A 13264-nucleotide genomic window follows, 5' to 3' on the forward strand; every position below is an offset into this window, starting at 1 on the left:
GTTCGAGACGAGCCTTCGCCTTGGCTCAGTCTCTCCTCACCACGAACGGTGGGGCCGAACCCGTTCGGTCGCTAGCGCGTCGCCCCTGGCTGCCACAGCACGTCGCCCGCCGCGGCGGTGTTGAGCAGCCGCGCGAGGACGAACAGATGGTCCGACAGGCGGTTGAGGTAAGCGAGCGCCTGAGGGTTGAGCGGCATCGCCGCTGCCGCCGCGACCGCGGTGCGCTCGGCCCGCCGCACCGTCGCGCGGGCGCGATGCAACTCGGCCGCGCCGATCAGCCCGCCGGGAAGGATGAACGAGCGCAACGGTGCGAGCCCCTCGTTCATATGGTCGATCTCCTGCTCCAGCCGTTCGACCTGGCCCGGCACGATCCGCAGCGTCATGTCCGACGGCGCGAAATCCTCGCCCGGCGTGGCGAGATCGGCGCCCAGATCGAACATCTCGTTCTGGATGCGCACGACCATCTCGCGCTCGGGGCCGTCGCCGAGATGGCAGAGCGCGACGCCGATCGCGCAATTCGCCTCGTCGACGTCGCCGATCGCGGCGATGCGGCGATCGCTCTTGGCGACGCGCGCGCCGCCGACCAGCCCGGTCGTGCCCGCATCGCCGGTACGGGTGTAGATCTTGCTCAGCAACACCATCGGATCAGCCGGCGTGGCCGCGCGCGACGAGCAGGAACAGGACGACGAACACGATCGCGATCGCCTGGAACTGGATGCGTCGCCACATCATCCGGTTCTGGCGCAGGCCCGACTGGCTGACGCCGGTGCCGGTGAGGTCTTCGTGCGAGGTACGCAGCATGATGATGACGCCGCGCACGACCGAGACGAGGGCGCCGATCGCCGCGAGCACGATCAGGACGAAGAGGAACGTCTGCATCGCATCAGTCTAGGCCGCGGCGATGCCCGCGCCAATGGGCAACGTGCCCGCCCGCAGCGCCGCCACCAGCGCGACCGGATCGGCGCCGCCCGCGCGCAGCTCGGCCAGTGCGGGCGCGCCGTCGCGCTTGGCCAGCCGCCGCCCGTCCGTGCCGGTCAGCAGCGGATGGTGGTGGTAGATAGGGGTCGGCAGGCCGAGCAGCGCCTGCAGCAGGCGGTGGACGTGGGTCGCCTCGAACAGGTCGGCCCCGCGCACCACGTCGGTCACGCCCTGCGCGGCGTCGTCGATCGTGACGGCGAAGTGATAGGAGGTCGGCGCATCCTTGCGCGCGAGCACGACGTCGCCCTGCGCCGCCGGATCGGCCATCACCGTGCCGGCGGCGGTATCGCGCCACGTCAGCGGACGATCGACACGTGCGAGTGCCGCCGACAGATCGAGTCGCCAGGCATGGGGCGCGTCGGCGCGCGCGGCGTGCTCGTCCGGCGAAAGCGCGCGGCAGGTGCCGGGATAAGCGGGGCCATCGCTGCCGTGCGGCGCGGTCGCGCTCGCCGCGATCTCGGCGCGGGTGCAGAAGCAGGGATAGACCAGCCCCATCGTCTTCAGCCGCTCGAGCGCGGCGGCATAAAGCGGCAGCCGCGCCGACTGGCGGACCACCGGCCCGTCCCAGGCGAGGCCGAGCCAGCGCAGGTCCTCCTCGATCCCGGCGACGAAGCTTTCGCGGCTGCGCGTCGCGTCGATATCCTCGATCCGCAGCAGGAAGCGCCCGCCCGCGGCGCGCGCCAGATCGTGTGCGCGTACGGCCGAATAAGCGTGGCCGAGATGCAGCCGGCCGGTCGGGCTCGGCGCGAAACGCGAGACTATTGCCACGCCGAAAATCGCCACTTGACCGCGAGTCGCAGCAATGGTGTCATGCGCCCGTCATCGCCCTCTGGCAGGGGCAGTGGCGACGGAGACGCGGCCGGGTTGGCCTGTGTCCCGAGTGCGACGGGCCGCGCAGGATCGATGCCAGACGTGGGCTCCGCCATTGCGGAGGCCATGGTCGTTTCATGTATCATCCCGATCTCATCCGACACCCGGAAAGCTGCCCTACACTGGTGCTCAACGCCGATTATACACCGCTTTCCTATTACCCGCTGTCGATCTGGCCGTGGCAGACCGCGGTCAAGGCGGTGTTCCTCGAGCGGGTCGACATCGTCTCGCATTACGAGCGCGAGGTGCGCAGCCCCAGCCAGGCGATCAAGCTGCCGTCGGTAATTGCGCTGCGCCAATATGTGCGACCCTCGGCCCACCCGGCGTTCACGCGGTTCAACCTGTTCCTGCGCGATCGCTTCGCCTGCCAATATTGCGGCTGCCTCACCGATCTCACCTTCGATCACGTGATCCCGCGCGCGCAGGGTGGGCGGACGACGTGGGAGAATGTCTCGACCGCCTGCGCGCCATGCAACCTGCGCAAGGGCGGCCGCACCCCGCGGCAGGCCGGCATGGCGCTGCACGAGGGGCCGTATCGCCCGACCAGCTGGCAGCTGCAGGAGAATGGGCGCAGCTTCCCGCCCAACTATCTGCACGACAGTTGGCGCGACTGGCTTTACTGGGACATCGAGCTGGAGGCCTGATCCTCCGCCCGGCGGAGGACCATGGCGACCGATCCCGATGCGCTGTTCGACGCGTGGCTGGCCGAGGCCCGCGCGAGCGAACCGAACGACTCCAACGCGATGACCGTCGCCACCGTCGGCGCCGATGGCCAGCCCTCGGCGCGGATGGTGCTGTTGAAGGGGCACGACGCGCGCGGCTTCGTCTTCTACACCAATTTCGAGAGCCGCAAGGCGGGCGACCTGCGCGCGCAGCCGCGCGCGGCCTTGCTGTTCCACTGGAAATCCTTGCGGCGGCAGGTGCGGATCGAGGGGGCGGTGGGCCCGGTCGCCGACGACGAGGCCGACGCCTATTTCGCGACGCGCGGGCGCGATTCGCAGCTCGGTGCGTGGGCGTCGCTGCAGTCGCAGCCGCTGGATGCGCGCGCGACGTTCGAGGCGCGCTTCGCCGATATGGAAGCGCGCTTCGCCGGCGGCGACGTGCCGCGCCCGCCGCACTGGAGCGGCTTTCGCGTGGCGGCCGCGCGGATCGAATTCTGGCAGGATCGCGCGCACCGCCTGCACGAGCGCCGCCTGTTCACGCGCCGGCCCGACGGCGGCTGGGATGAGGGGCTGCTCTACCCATGACCAGCCTACCCTTCCTTCAGGTCGACGCCTTCGCCGACGCAGCCTTCACCGGCAATCCGGCGGCGGTGATGCCGCTCGACGCGTGGCTGCCCGACGATGTGCTGCAGGCGATCGCGGCCGAGAACAACCTCGCCGAGACCGCCTTCACCGTGCCGGCCGAGGGCGATGCCGATTACGAGCTGCGCTGGTTCACGCCGACCTGCGAGGTCGAGATGTGCGGCCATGCGACGCTCGCCTCGGGGCATGCACTGTTGGGCGAGGGGCAGGAGATCATCCGCTTCCGCACGCGCAAGGCCGGCTTGCTGTCGGTGGCGCGCGACGGCGCGCGTTACGCTCTGTCGCTGCCGGTGTGGCGGCCCGCGCCCAAGCCGCTCGACGCGATCGTCGCCGCGCTCGTGGTCGATCCGGCGACGGTGGTCGAGACGTTGTGGCACGAGCGGCGTTACGGCGTGGTCGTGCTGGCGGACGAGGCGGCGGTGCGCGCCTGCGTGCCCGACATGCGCGCGCTGGCGGCGCCCGGCGACTGGCTGACGGTCGTCACCGCACCCGGTGAGACGGCCGAGGTGGTGAGCCGCGCCTTCGCCCCCGGCGGCGGGATCGACGAGGATCCGGTGACCGGCTCGGCGCATGCGGTGATCGCGCCTTATTGGGCGGAGCGGCTCGGGCGGACGCGGTTCAAGGCCTATCAGGCGTCGCGGCGCGGCGGATTCCTCGACGTGACGCTCGACGGCGAGCGGGTGACGCTCGGGGGCAGTTGCGTGACGGTGATCGAGGGGCGGTTCCGGCTTTAACTCCCGTTCGTGCTGAGGAGGCATTGAGCTTGTCGAAATGCCGTCTCGAAGCACCCTTCGAGACGAGGCTTCGACTTCGCTCAGCCTCTCCTCAGGGCGAACGGAGGAAGAATATTCAAGTCAGCTCCAGCTCGGCCGCGACGGTCTCTTCGATCCATCCGCCGCCCAGCACGCGATCGCCGGCATAGAGCACCGCCGCCTGGCCCGGTGCCACGCCATATTCGGGCGTATCGAAGCTGACGCTTGCTCCGTCGAACCGCGCGGGGACCGGCTTGGCCAGCGAGCGGACCTTCACCGTCAGCGAGCCGTCATACGCCTCACCTAGCCAGTTGATCTCGGACAGGCGCGCCGCACGGACGGCGAGCGCGCGGCGTGGGCCGACCACCAGCCGGCGCGACGCAGGCTCGATGCGGACGACGTAGAGCGGCTCGGCCGTGCCGCCAATCTCCAGCCCGCGCCGCTGGCCGACGGTGAAGCCGGCGACGCCGCTATGCGTGCCGAGCACGCGGCCACCGAGATCGACGATCTCGCCCGGTGCCGCCGCCTCGGGCCGCAACTTGCGCACCAGGCCGGCATAGTCGCCGTCGGGGACGAAGCAGATATCCTGGCTGTCGGGCTTGGCGGCGACGGCCAGGCCGTGCGCTGCCGCCAGCGCGCGCACCTCGGCCTTGGGCAGGTCGCCCAGCGGAAAGCGCAGATAATCGAGCTGGTGGCGGGTGGTGGCGAACAGGAAGTAACTCTGGTCGCGCGCGGGATCGTGCGCGCGGTGCAGCTCGGCGCCGGCCGCGCCCACGATCCGCCGCACATAATGGCCGGTGGCGAGGCAGTCGGCGCCCAGCTCGCGCGCAAGGCCGAGCAGATCGGTGAACTTCACGCCCTGGTTGCAGCGCACGCAGGGAATGGGCGTGCGGCCCGCGACATAATCGTCGGCGAAGCGATCGATCACCGAGGCGCGGAAGCGCGTCTCGTGATCGAACACATAATGCGCGATGCCGAGCCGATCGGCCACGGCGCGCGCATCGGCGATATCCTTGCCGGCGCAGCAGCTGCCCGCGCGGCCGACCGCGGCGCCATGATCGTAGAGTTGGAGCGTGACGCCGATCGTCTCCGCCCCGCTCTGCGCCGCCAGCGCGGCCACGACCGAGCTGTCGACCCCGCCCGACATGGCGACGACGATGCGGCGGGGGCCGGGCCGGCCGTCCAGCTGAAACCGATCGAGCATGCGCGCGATCTAGTGCGTGATCGCCTTCGGCGAAAGCTCCCTGCGTGCCGCCAGCCCTAAAGACGCAGCCCCGGCACCCGTCAAAGGGAGAAGGGCAATAGGGTTGCGGGGCTTACCATAGTGAAGATGCGTTTTGACGTGGGGGGCGCCGTCCCCACCCATCCGGATTTCGACATGCTGAGGGCCGGGCTGGCCGCTGCGCAGGCCGCCACGCCGACGGCGCTGGCCAGCCTGCGGACGCGCCCCCTGCTCGACCGTGCCGAGGCGCTCGTCCGCCTGTTCGGCGAGGATCGCGCCGACGATCGCACGGCGCTGTGCGGCTGCTTTCACCCGATTGCGCTTTCCGAAACGATTGCGCCTGTAAAGATGACCGTGCCCTTTACCTTGGCGTTTGAGGCTTCCTTCAACGGCTCGGGGCTAGACGAAGATCGAAGGGGATCGATGCCCGTGGGGGCGAGCGCGAGGGTTAAATGATTGAGAACCAAAAGATAAGACCAGCGCAAGTGGTTGGCCCCCTCGGTGAGCCGCTGACGCTGGATAGCCTTCCCAAGCCGGGCACCACCCGCTGGGTCGTACGTCGCAAGGCCGAGGTGGTCGCCGCTGTAAACGGCGGGCTGCTGACGTTCGAGGAAGTGTGCGAACGTTATGGCCTCACGCTGGAGGAGTTCGCCGGGTGGAAGCGCGCGGTCGAGCGGTCGGGCATGCCCGGCCTGCGGGTGACCCGCATCCAGCATTACAAGTCGCTCTACGAGCGCCAACAAAAGTATTGACAATCCCTATTGTTGCCAGCGCGCCGGAACGGAAACGTTGCCGGCGCGTATCAACCTCCGATCGCTGCGGCGCATGTCGACGCTCTTTCGCAGCGAACAGAGGAGGCGAGATGGGTATCATTCTTTGGCTTATCGTGGGTGGCGTGGTCGGCTGGCTGGCCAGCATGGTCATGCGCACCGATGCGCAGCAGGGCATTGTCCTGAACGTCGTCGTCGGCATCGTGGGTGCATTCATCGGTGGCTTGCTGTTCGGCGGCTCGATCAATGCCGGCCTGACGCTCTACACTTTCATTTCGTCGCTGGTGGGCGCGATCATCCTGCTCGCCATCGTCAACCTGGTCCGTCGCGGCGCGGTTCGCTGAACCCACCGATCGTAACGGCTTGAGGGCCGCGCCGGCACTGCCGGCGCGGCCCTTGTCGTTTGTGGCGGTGGACGGGCTCAACCGAGCTCGAACGTCACCTGCACCGTCACGCTCAGCGTCTGCTCGCCGGCCTCGACCGGGGTCGCGTCGGCCTTGCGCATCGCCAGCATCATCGGCCGCACCGGCTGGCCGCCGCCGGCCGATTGTTCGTCGATGCGGACGATCCGCCTGACGGACAGCCCGGTCGCCCGCGCATAGAGCGTCGCGCGCGCGCGCGCCTCGGCGATGGCCTTGGTCCGCGCCTCGTCGAGCGCGGCCTTGGGATCCTCGACCTCGAAGTTCGGCCCGTCGAGCTGGTTCGCGCCCGCCGCGACCAGCGCATCGATCGTCGGCCCGACGCGCTCGACGCCGCGCAGCCGCACCGATACGCGATTGCTCGCCTCGTACCCGGTCAGTGTCGGCGGCTGATTGTCGGCATAGCGATAGCGCGGCGTGAGCGTGATCGCGCTCGTCTGAATGTCGGCCGCAGCAACGCCCGCGCGGCGCAACGCCGCGACGGTCGCGGTCATGCGCGCGGCATTGTCGCGCAACGCAACTACTGCGCTGTCCGCCTGGGTGACGACGCCGGCACCGATCCGCGCGATGTCGGGCGGCCGCGTCACGTCGGCGGTGGCGGAAATGTCGAGCCGCGTGCCGGCGATCGGCTGCGGCATCTCGTCGGCCGCGAGCGCCGGCGCGGCGGCACACACGGCAAGAAACAGGATCGGCTTCATCATCATCGCTCTCCCCAACGTATAGCCTGTCGTGGCGGCTGTGCGCTGGATCGTTGCTGAACGCGGGGCGGATCAATGCGCGTCGAGCGCGGCGCGGACCTTCTGCGCGAGTTGCGCCATGGTGAAGGGCTTGGGCAGGATCGTGCCGACGCTCGCCGCCTCGCCCTCGTCGCGGGCATAGCCGGTGGTATAGAGCACGCGCAGCCCCGGCCGCATCTGCCGCGCCTGTTCGGCGAGCGCGCGGCCCGAAAGCCCAGGCATCACCATGTCGGTGAAAAGCAAGGCGATCTCGCCCGGCCGTTCGATCAGCTGCAGCGCCTCCGCGCCGTTCGATGCGGCGAGCACGGTGTAGCCGAGCTCGCTCAGGGCATCGGCCGAGAAGTGACGGACATGGGGTTCGTCCTCCACCACCAGGATCGTTTCGCCGGTATTCGCCCGCGCCGCGATGCGCGTCGATATCGGCTGGACCGGCGCCACCGCCCCGTGGTGGCGCGGCAGCAGCAGCCGCACGATCGTGCCGGCGCCGACGCGGGAGGTGATCGTCACGTCGCCGCCCGACTGGCGCACGAAACCCAGCACCTGGCTGAGCCCGAGCCCGGTGCCCTTGCCGACTTCCTTGGTGGTGAAGAACGGATCGAAGGCGCGTTCGATCAACGCGGGGGGCATGCCGTCGCCGGTATCGCCGACCGAAATGCCGACATAGTCTCCTGGCAGCAGCCCGTCGGACGTCCCGTCGGCGGGCGATCCGAAGACCACGTTTTCGGCGGTCAGCGTCAGCCGGCCACCGCGCGCCTGCATCGCATCGCGCGCATTGACTGCCAGGTTGAGCAGCGCGCTCTCGAGCTGCACCGGATCGGCGAAGCACGTCCACAGGGCTTCGGTCGGCGCCGTCTCGACGGTGAAGCGCTCGCCAAGCGTGCGGCGCAGCAGGTCCGACATGCTCTCGATCAACTGGTTGGCGTCGATCGGCATCGGCGACAGCGGCTGGTTGCGCGATACGGCGAGCAGCCGCCGCACGAGCGCCGCGGCGCGCGCCGCACCGTCCAGCGCGGTCGCAATGCCGTGCGACACCCGCTCGGGCTGATCCGGCTGATGGCGGCGCGCCATATCCAGATTGCCGATGATGATCGCCAGCATGTTGTTGAAATCGTGCGCGATACCGCCGGCAAGCTGGCCGATCGTCTCCATCTTCTGCATCTGGCGCAACTGGCTTTCGGCCATTTCACGCTTCTGCATCTCGACGCGCGTTTCGTCGTGCGCCTGCTCCAGCTCGGCATACCGGACGGCGGCATCGCTGACCGTCAGGTAGGCCACCACCACCACGACCAGCACCGCGCCGACGAGGAACAGCGCGAGCCCTACGGTGAGCGTCTGCAGCCAGCGCTGGCGCACGGCGAGACGCCGTTCCTCTTCGCCGAACATCGCCGCGATCTGGGCGCGGATCCGATCCATCAGCAGGCGGGTGCGCGAGATCGCCGGCAGCGAATCGATCGTGCCCCGCGCGCGGATGTGGATCAGCTCCTCGGCGCCGTCGACGCGCGCCGCGATCAGCCGCGCGAGCTCGGCCGCGCGCTGCCGCTGCACCGGATCGTCGGCGGTCTCGTGGGCGAGCACGACGAGCCGCTGCTGCAGGTCGGTGCGCGCGGTCTCGGCCTCGTCCAGCATGCTTGGATTGCGGCGGACGAGATAGCCGCGAAAGCCCGATTCGTAGGCGCTCAGCCGCTCGCCGACCGCGATGATGCCCACCTGCGTGCGGATGCTGTGCGCGATCCAGTGATTGGCGCGCGCGACCCCGAAGCTCAGCACGAGCGCAGCGATGCCGGCGACGACGGTGATTGCGAGCCCCGCCAGCGGCATCAACGGTACGCGGCGGAGGGTGGCGCGCGGCATGTCGTCGATATTGTGGGGGCGCATGCGCGCTCGCGCAAGCCGGCTCGCGCGTGAGATGATCCTAGCCCGCGCCGGCCGCGGCGACGATCTCCGCCCAGCGCGCCTCGTCGATCACCTCGATGCCGAGCGTCTCGGCCTGCTTCAGCTTTGTGCCCGCGCCCGGCCCGGCGACGACCAGATCCGTCTTGGTGGAGACCGAGCCGGCGGTCTTGGCCCCCAGCCGTTCGGCCTGCCCCTTCGCCTCGTCGCGGCTCATCGTCTCGAGCTTGCCGGTAAACACCACCGTCTTGCCCGACACGCGGCTCGCCTGCGTCTCGACGACGAAGTCGGGCGGCGACACGGCGGCGAGCAGATCGTCCCACACCTGCACATTGTGCGGCTCGTGGAAGAAATCCGCGAGCGCGTGGCCCACCGCCGCGCCGACATTCTCGACCCCGATCAATTCGGCGATCGCCTTGTCCATCCGGTTGCGGAAGCGGCCCTCCTCCTCGCCCAGCGCGCGCTGGAAGCCGTCGCGCAACGCGATGAGCGCGTCGGCGAGCGCGCGGATCGCGTCGAGCGTGGTGTAGCGCTTGAGCAGGTCGCGCGCCGTGACGATGCCGACATGGCGAATGCCGAGCCCGAACAGCAGCCGCGCCGCATCGGGCGCCCGCTTTGCCTCGATCGCGGCGAGGAGGTTGTCGACCGACTTCTCCTTCCACCCCTCGCGCCCGAGCAGGTCGTCGCGATGCGCGCCGAGGCGAAAGATGTCCGCCGGCTCGCGGATCCAGCCGAGGGTGATGAACTCCTCGATCGATTTCTCGCCGAGCCCCTCGATGTCGAGCGCGCCGCGGCTGACGAAATGGCGCAGCCGCTCGAACCGTTGCGCCGCGCAGACGAGCCCGCCGGTGCAACGCACGTCGACCTCGCCTTCCTCGCGCACCGCCTCCGATCCGCAGACCGGGCAGTGATCGGGGAAGACGTAGGCGTCGCGCGGTTCGTCCGGCGTCAGATTCTCGACGACCTGCGGGATCACGTCGCCCGCGCGCTGGACGATGATCCGGTCGCCCGGCCGCACGCCCAGCCGCGCTATCTCGTCGGCATTGTGCAGCGTCACGTTCGAGACGACCACGCCGCCCACCGTCACCGGCACCAACCGCCCGACGGGGGTGAGCTTGCCGGTGCGGCCGACCTGGATGTCGATCGCTTCCAGCGTGGTCTGCGCGCGCTCGGCCGGGAATTTGTGCGCGATCGCCCAGCGCGGTGCCTTGGCGACGAAGCCCAGCCGCTGCTGCCAGTCGAGCCGGTCGACCTTGTAGACGACGCCGTCGATATCGAACGGCAGCTCGGCCCGCTCCGCCTCGATCATGCGATAATGGCCCACCAGCGCGTCGAGCGTGTCGACGCGGGTCAGCATGTCGGACACCGGCAGTCCCCAGCGCGCGATCGCGTGCATCACGCCGGCCTGCGTGTCGGCGGGCAGCGCGCTCGTCTCGCCCCAGCCGTGGGCGAGGAAGCGCAGCGGTCGGCTGGCGGTGACGGCCGCATCCTTCTGGCGCAGTGAACCGGCGGCGGCGTTGCGCGGATTGGCGAACTGGCGCGCCTTGGCAGGATCGTCTGCCTCGGCCAGCAGGCGGGCGTTGAGCGCGCTGAAATCGGCCTTCGCCATGTAGATCTCGCCGCGCACCTCGAACACGTCGGGCACGTCGTCGCCCGCCAGCACCTGCGCGATGTCGCCGATCGTGCGGACGTTGGGCGTCACGTCTTCGCCGGTGGTGCCGTCGCCGCGCGTCGCCGCCTGGACGAGCGCACCTTTCTCGTAGCGCAGCGAGCAGGACAGGCCGTCGATCTTCGGCTCGGCGGTCAGCGTCACCACCGCATCCTCGGGCAGCGCCAGATAGCGGCGGACGCGCGCCACGAATTCGGCAATGTCCTCGTCCGAAAAGCCGTTGTCGAGGCTCATCATCCGCATCGCATGGCGGATCTTGCCCAGCGCCGATGTCGGCTCGGCGCCGACCTGCGCGCTCGGACTGTCGCTCCGCACCAAAGCTGGGAAGGCCGCCTCCAGCGCGGCGTTGCGGCGCACCAGCGCGTCATACTCGGCGTCCGAAATCTCCGGCGCGTCCGCGTCGTGATAGCGGCGATTATGGTGCGCGATCTCGGCCGCCAGTTGCTCCAGCGCGGCGGCGGCCTCGGCCTCGCTCAGGGCGGCGGGATCGATCATGGCGTCCTTCATCATGCCGCCTCCGACCGGTCAACCGCCCACGGCGCGGTGGCGAGGCGCGTCGCGAGGAAATCGATCAGCACGCGCACCCGCGCCGGTCGCAGCGGATTGGGCGGGGTGATGAGGTTGAGCGCCACCGGCGACAGGCCCCAGTCGGGCAATATCTGTTCCAGCTGGCAATTGCGCAGATCGCGCCACAGCAGGAATTCGGGGAGCACGGCGATGCCGAGCCCGGCATGCAGGCTGTGCAGGAACGCCTCGCCATTGTTCGATCGCAGCCGGCCGCGCGTCGGCACGCTATAGTCGCCCTCGATCGGATGGTGCAGCCGCATCACCTCGGGCGTGGCGGCGTTGGTGTAGATGAACATCTGATGGTGGGCGAGGTCGCGCGGATGCTCCGGCCGGCCGTGGCGCGCCAGATAATCGGGCGCCGCCACCAGCGGCATCCGCACCGCGCACAGGCGCCGAGCGCGCAGGCTCGAATCGGTCAGCCGCGCGATGCGCACCGCCAGATCGAAGCCGTCGCCGACCAGATCGACCAGCGCGTCGCTCAGCTGCAGGTCGAGATCGACGTCGGGATAAAGCGTCAGGAATTCGGGCAGCAGCGGCGCCAGATGCTCCATGCCGAACGACATCGGCGCCGACAGGCGGACGAGCCCGCGCGGATGCTCGGCCTGGTCGGAGGCCTCGGCCTCGGCGGCCTCGCCCTCGGCGAGGATCCGCGCGGCGCGGGCGAGCGCGGTGCGCCCGGTCTCGGTCAGCGACAGGCGGCGCGAGGTGCGGTGGAGCAAAGGCGCGCCGAGCCGCGCCTCCAGCCGCGTCACCGCCTTCGACACGGTCGGCTTCGACAGGCCGAGCTCGGTCGCGGCGCGAACGAACGATCCGGTCTGCGCGATCTTGGCGAAGATCGCCCAGGCGTCGAAATCGGGCAGGCTCATCGGTCAAATTCCGTCATGGGTGCCTTGCCATCAATGCGGTTTTTTCGTGCGACGCCAAGCCCTAATGGTGCATCGCCGCGACGCCCTTCGGTTCGGCCGCGCGACGGAGATCGACGATGAGCAAGGTTCTGGTTCTTTATTATTCGAGCTACGGCCATATCGAGCAGATGGCGGCGGCGGTGGCCGAAGGCGCGCGGAGCGCCGGCGCGACGGTCGAGGTGAAGCGCGTTCCCGAGACCGCGCCGGAAGAGGTGGCCAAGGCCGCGCACTTCAAGCTCGACCAGGCAGCGCCGGTCGCGACGGTCGCCGAGCTGGCGGATTATGACGCGATCATCCTCGGCATGCCGACGCGCTTCGGCCGGATGCCGTCGCAGGTCGCGGCGTTCCTCGATCAGGCGGGTGGGCTGTGGGCGACCGGCAAGCTCAACGGCAAGGTCGGCAGCGTGTTCGGCTCGACCGCCAGCCAGCATGGCGGCCAGGAGACGACCCTGTTTTCCGGCATCACCAACCTGCTGCATTTCGGCATGGTGATCGTCGGCCTGCCCTACAGCTTCCAGGGCCAGATGGGCGTGGCCGAAGTGCATGGCGGCAGCCCTTATGGCGCGACCACGATCGCCAATGGCGACGGCAGCCGCCAGCCGAGCGCGGTCGAACTGGACGGCGCACGCTTCCAGGGCAAGCACGTCGCCGAGATCGCGGCCAAGATCTTCGGGTAAGACGCGGCGGGATCAAAAAGAAAAGCCGCCGACCCTCGCGGGCCGGCGGCTTTTTCTTTGTCCGGCGCGTGTGCCGTTACGCGAAGCGGACCGTGACGCGGCGGCGACGGGCAAGGCCGCCGACCAGGCCGAAGCCCGCCAGCATCATCGCCCAGCTCGCCGGCTCGGGCACCGCGGCGGCCAAGGTCGGCGCGAACGCCACACCCTTGATCTTGGTGTCGGCGGCGGCGGTATAGATCGTGCTGAACGTTTCGCCGGGCAGCGTGGTCGCCGCGAGCGAGTCGGTGATCGCGTAGAGATAGCTCTGGTCGAGGTCGCCGATCGTCGAATTGGTGGCGTAGAGATAGACGTTGCCGTCGATCACCGTGCCGGTCAGTCCGAACAATCCGGTCGTGCCCGACGTGCCGGCATTGTTGACGAGGTTGAGCCCGGCCGACAGCGTGTAGGCCAGCGTCCAGGTCGTGCCGTCATAGATCCACTTCTGCAGGCCGCCGTCGCCCAGGC

General features: G+C 69.5%; 15 protein-coding genes and 1 pseudogene. 7 read left to right on the top strand and 9 right to left on the bottom strand.

The genetic code is table 11. The features are described from left to right. Positions 1-71 precede the first annotated feature (71 nt). The 3 genes from K8P63_RS01210 to gluQRS are packed head-to-tail and all read right to left on the bottom strand — an operon-like array spanning position 72 to position 1746. The gene (locus K8P63_RS01210; RefSeq protein WP_223798072.1) at positions 72-641 is read right to left on the bottom strand and encodes a cob(I)yrinic acid a,c-diamide adenosyltransferase; all 570 of its coding nucleotides are present in this window, start codon (positions 639-641) and stop codon (positions 72-74) included. 4 nt (positions 642-645) lie between these two features. Further along, complete coding sequence (locus tag K8P63_RS01215; protein ID WP_223798073.1) at positions 646-879, bottom strand: HIG1 domain-containing protein; 234 nt, start codon at positions 877-879, stop codon at positions 646-648. Between the two features lie 9 nt (positions 880-888). Further along, positions 889-1746, bottom strand: a complete 858-nt coding sequence (gene gluQRS / locus K8P63_RS01220) for a tRNA glutamyl-Q(34) synthetase GluQRS (protein WP_223798074.1) — start codon at positions 1744-1746, stop codon at positions 889-891. 179 nt (positions 1747-1925) lie between these two features. Between gluQRS and K8P63_RS01225 the strand changes: the two genes are divergently transcribed. Genes K8P63_RS01225 through K8P63_RS01235 form a run of 3 tightly spaced genes read left to right on the top strand, consistent with a single transcriptional unit; the run spans position 1926 to position 3886 of the window. Beyond that, positions 1926-2492 (top strand): HNH endonuclease, encoded by a 567-nt coding sequence (locus tag K8P63_RS01225; protein WP_223798075.1) that lies wholly within the window; start codon positions 1926-1928, stop codon positions 2490-2492. A gap of 21 nt (positions 2493-2513) precedes the next feature. After that, positions 2514-3095, top strand: a complete 582-nt coding sequence (gene pdxH / locus K8P63_RS01230; protein WP_223798076.1) for a pyridoxamine 5'-phosphate oxidase — start codon at positions 2514-2516, stop codon at positions 3093-3095. Beyond that, complete coding sequence (locus tag K8P63_RS01235) at positions 3092-3886, top strand: PhzF family phenazine biosynthesis protein (protein ID WP_223798077.1); 795 nt, start codon at positions 3092-3094, stop codon at positions 3884-3886. Before pdxH ends, K8P63_RS01235 begins: the two co-directional genes overlap by 4 nt. Positions 3887-4001: 115 nt before the next feature. Here K8P63_RS01235 and mnmA read toward each other — a convergent pair whose 3' ends face one another. Next, on the bottom strand, positions 4002-5108 hold the full coding sequence (gene mnmA / locus K8P63_RS01240; protein WP_223798078.1) for a tRNA 2-thiouridine(34) synthase MnmA: 1107 nt from the start codon (positions 5106-5108) through the stop codon (positions 4002-4004). Between the two features lie 120 nt (positions 5109-5228). On the opposite strand from mnmA, the gene K8P63_RS01245 reads away from it, so the two are divergent. From K8P63_RS01245 to K8P63_RS01255, 3 genes are all read left to right on the top strand, one after another. Further along, a complete protein-coding gene (locus K8P63_RS01245; RefSeq protein WP_223798079.1) occupies positions 5229-5582 on the top strand; it encodes a hypothetical protein in 354 nt (117 codons plus the stop codon). Further along, on the top strand, positions 5579-5878 hold the full coding sequence (gene sciP, locus K8P63_RS01250) for a CtrA inhibitor SciP (protein WP_223798080.1): 300 nt from the start codon (positions 5579-5581) through the stop codon (positions 5876-5878). Before K8P63_RS01245 ends, sciP begins: the two co-directional genes overlap by 4 nt. A gap of 110 nt (positions 5879-5988) precedes the next feature. Next, on the top strand, positions 5989-6240 hold the full coding sequence (locus K8P63_RS01255) for a GlsB/YeaQ/YmgE family stress response membrane protein (protein ID WP_223798081.1): 252 nt from the start codon (positions 5989-5991) through the stop codon (positions 6238-6240). A gap of 77 nt (positions 6241-6317) precedes the next feature. On the opposite strand, the gene K8P63_RS01260 is transcribed toward K8P63_RS01255, so the two are convergent. The 4 genes from K8P63_RS01260 to K8P63_RS01275 form a co-directional block, all read right to left on the bottom strand. Further along, positions 6318-7016 carry an SIMPL domain-containing protein gene (locus K8P63_RS01260; RefSeq protein WP_223798082.1) on the bottom strand — a complete coding sequence of 233 codons (699 nt, stop codon included), beginning with the start codon at positions 7014-7016 and terminating at the stop codon, positions 6318-6320. Between the two features lie 69 nt (positions 7017-7085). Beyond that, the gene (locus K8P63_RS01265) at positions 7086-8927 is read right to left on the bottom strand and encodes a CHASE3 domain-containing protein (protein WP_223798083.1); all 1842 of its coding nucleotides are present in this window, start codon (positions 8925-8927) and stop codon (positions 7086-7088) included. Between the two features lie 37 nt (positions 8928-8964). Beyond that, complete coding sequence (gene ligA / locus K8P63_RS01270) at positions 8965-11106, bottom strand: NAD-dependent DNA ligase LigA (protein WP_223799919.1); 2142 nt, start codon at positions 11104-11106, stop codon at positions 8965-8967. 11 nt (positions 11107-11117) lie between these two features. Beyond that, positions 11118-12044, bottom strand: coding sequence for a LysR family transcriptional regulator (locus K8P63_RS01275; RefSeq protein ID WP_223798084.1), 927 nt, complete (start codon positions 12042-12044; stop codon positions 11118-11120). A gap of 116 nt (positions 12045-12160) precedes the next feature. On the opposite strand from K8P63_RS01275, the gene wrbA reads away from it, so the two are divergent. Beyond that, on the top strand, positions 12161-12760 hold the full coding sequence (wrbA, locus tag K8P63_RS01280) for an NAD(P)H:quinone oxidoreductase (RefSeq protein ID WP_223798085.1): 600 nt from the start codon (positions 12161-12163) through the stop codon (positions 12758-12760). A 76-nt stretch (positions 12761-12836) separates the two neighbouring features. Here the strand turns inward: wrbA and K8P63_RS20915 are convergent. Next, positions 12837-12938, bottom strand: a pseudogene (locus K8P63_RS20915) (PEPxxWA-CTERM sorting domain-containing protein); the annotation flags it as partial. Between the last annotated feature and the right edge of the window lie 326 nt (positions 12939-13264).

The organism is Sphingomonas nostoxanthinifaciens (assembly GCF_019930585.1).
GTDB classification, from domain to species: domain Bacteria; phylum Pseudomonadota; class Alphaproteobacteria; order Sphingomonadales; family Sphingomonadaceae; genus Sphingomonas_I; species Sphingomonas_I nostoxanthinifaciens.

Bases quoted from the DNA above. Each gene is read 5' to 3' on its own strand.
- K8P63_RS01210 (WP_223798072.1), bottom strand. From the start codon at position 641: ATGGTGTTGCTGAGCAAGATCTACACCCGTACCGGCGATGCGGGCACG.
- K8P63_RS01215 (WP_223798073.1), bottom strand. From the start codon at position 879: ATGCAGACGTTCCTCTTCGTCCTGATCGTGCTCGCGGCGATCGGCGCC.
- K8P63_RS01225 (WP_223798075.1), top strand. From the start codon at position 1,926: ATGTATCATCCCGATCTCATCCGACACCCGGAAAGCTGCCCTACACTG.
- pdxH (WP_223798076.1), top strand. From the start codon at position 2,514: ATGGCGACCGATCCCGATGCGCTGTTCGACGCGTGGCTGGCCGAGGCC.
- K8P63_RS01235 (WP_223798077.1), top strand. From the start codon at position 3,092: ATGACCAGCCTACCCTTCCTTCAGGTCGACGCCTTCGCCGACGCAGCC.
- mnmA (WP_223798078.1), bottom strand. From the start codon at position 5,108: ATGCTCGATCGGTTTCAGCTGGACGGCCGGCCCGGCCCCCGCCGCATC.
- sciP (WP_223798080.1), top strand. From the start codon at position 5,579: ATGATTGAGAACCAAAAGATAAGACCAGCGCAAGTGGTTGGCCCCCTC.
- K8P63_RS01255 (WP_223798081.1), top strand. From the start codon at position 5,989: ATGGGTATCATTCTTTGGCTTATCGTGGGTGGCGTGGTCGGCTGGCTG.
- K8P63_RS01260 (WP_223798082.1), bottom strand. From the start codon at position 7,016: ATGATGAAGCCGATCCTGTTTCTTGCCGTGTGTGCCGCCGCGCCGGCG.
- K8P63_RS01265 (WP_223798083.1), bottom strand. From the start codon at position 8,927: ATGCGCCCCCACAATATCGACGACATGCCGCGCGCCACCCTCCGCCGC.
- ligA (WP_223799919.1), bottom strand. From the start codon at position 11,106: ATGATCGATCCCGCCGCCCTGAGCGAGGCCGAGGCCGCCGCCGCGCTG.
- K8P63_RS01275 (WP_223798084.1), bottom strand. From the start codon at position 12,044: ATGAGCCTGCCCGATTTCGACGCCTGGGCGATCTTCGCCAAGATCGCG.
- wrbA (WP_223798085.1), top strand. From the start codon at position 12,161: ATGAGCAAGGTTCTGGTTCTTTATTATTCGAGCTACGGCCATATCGAG.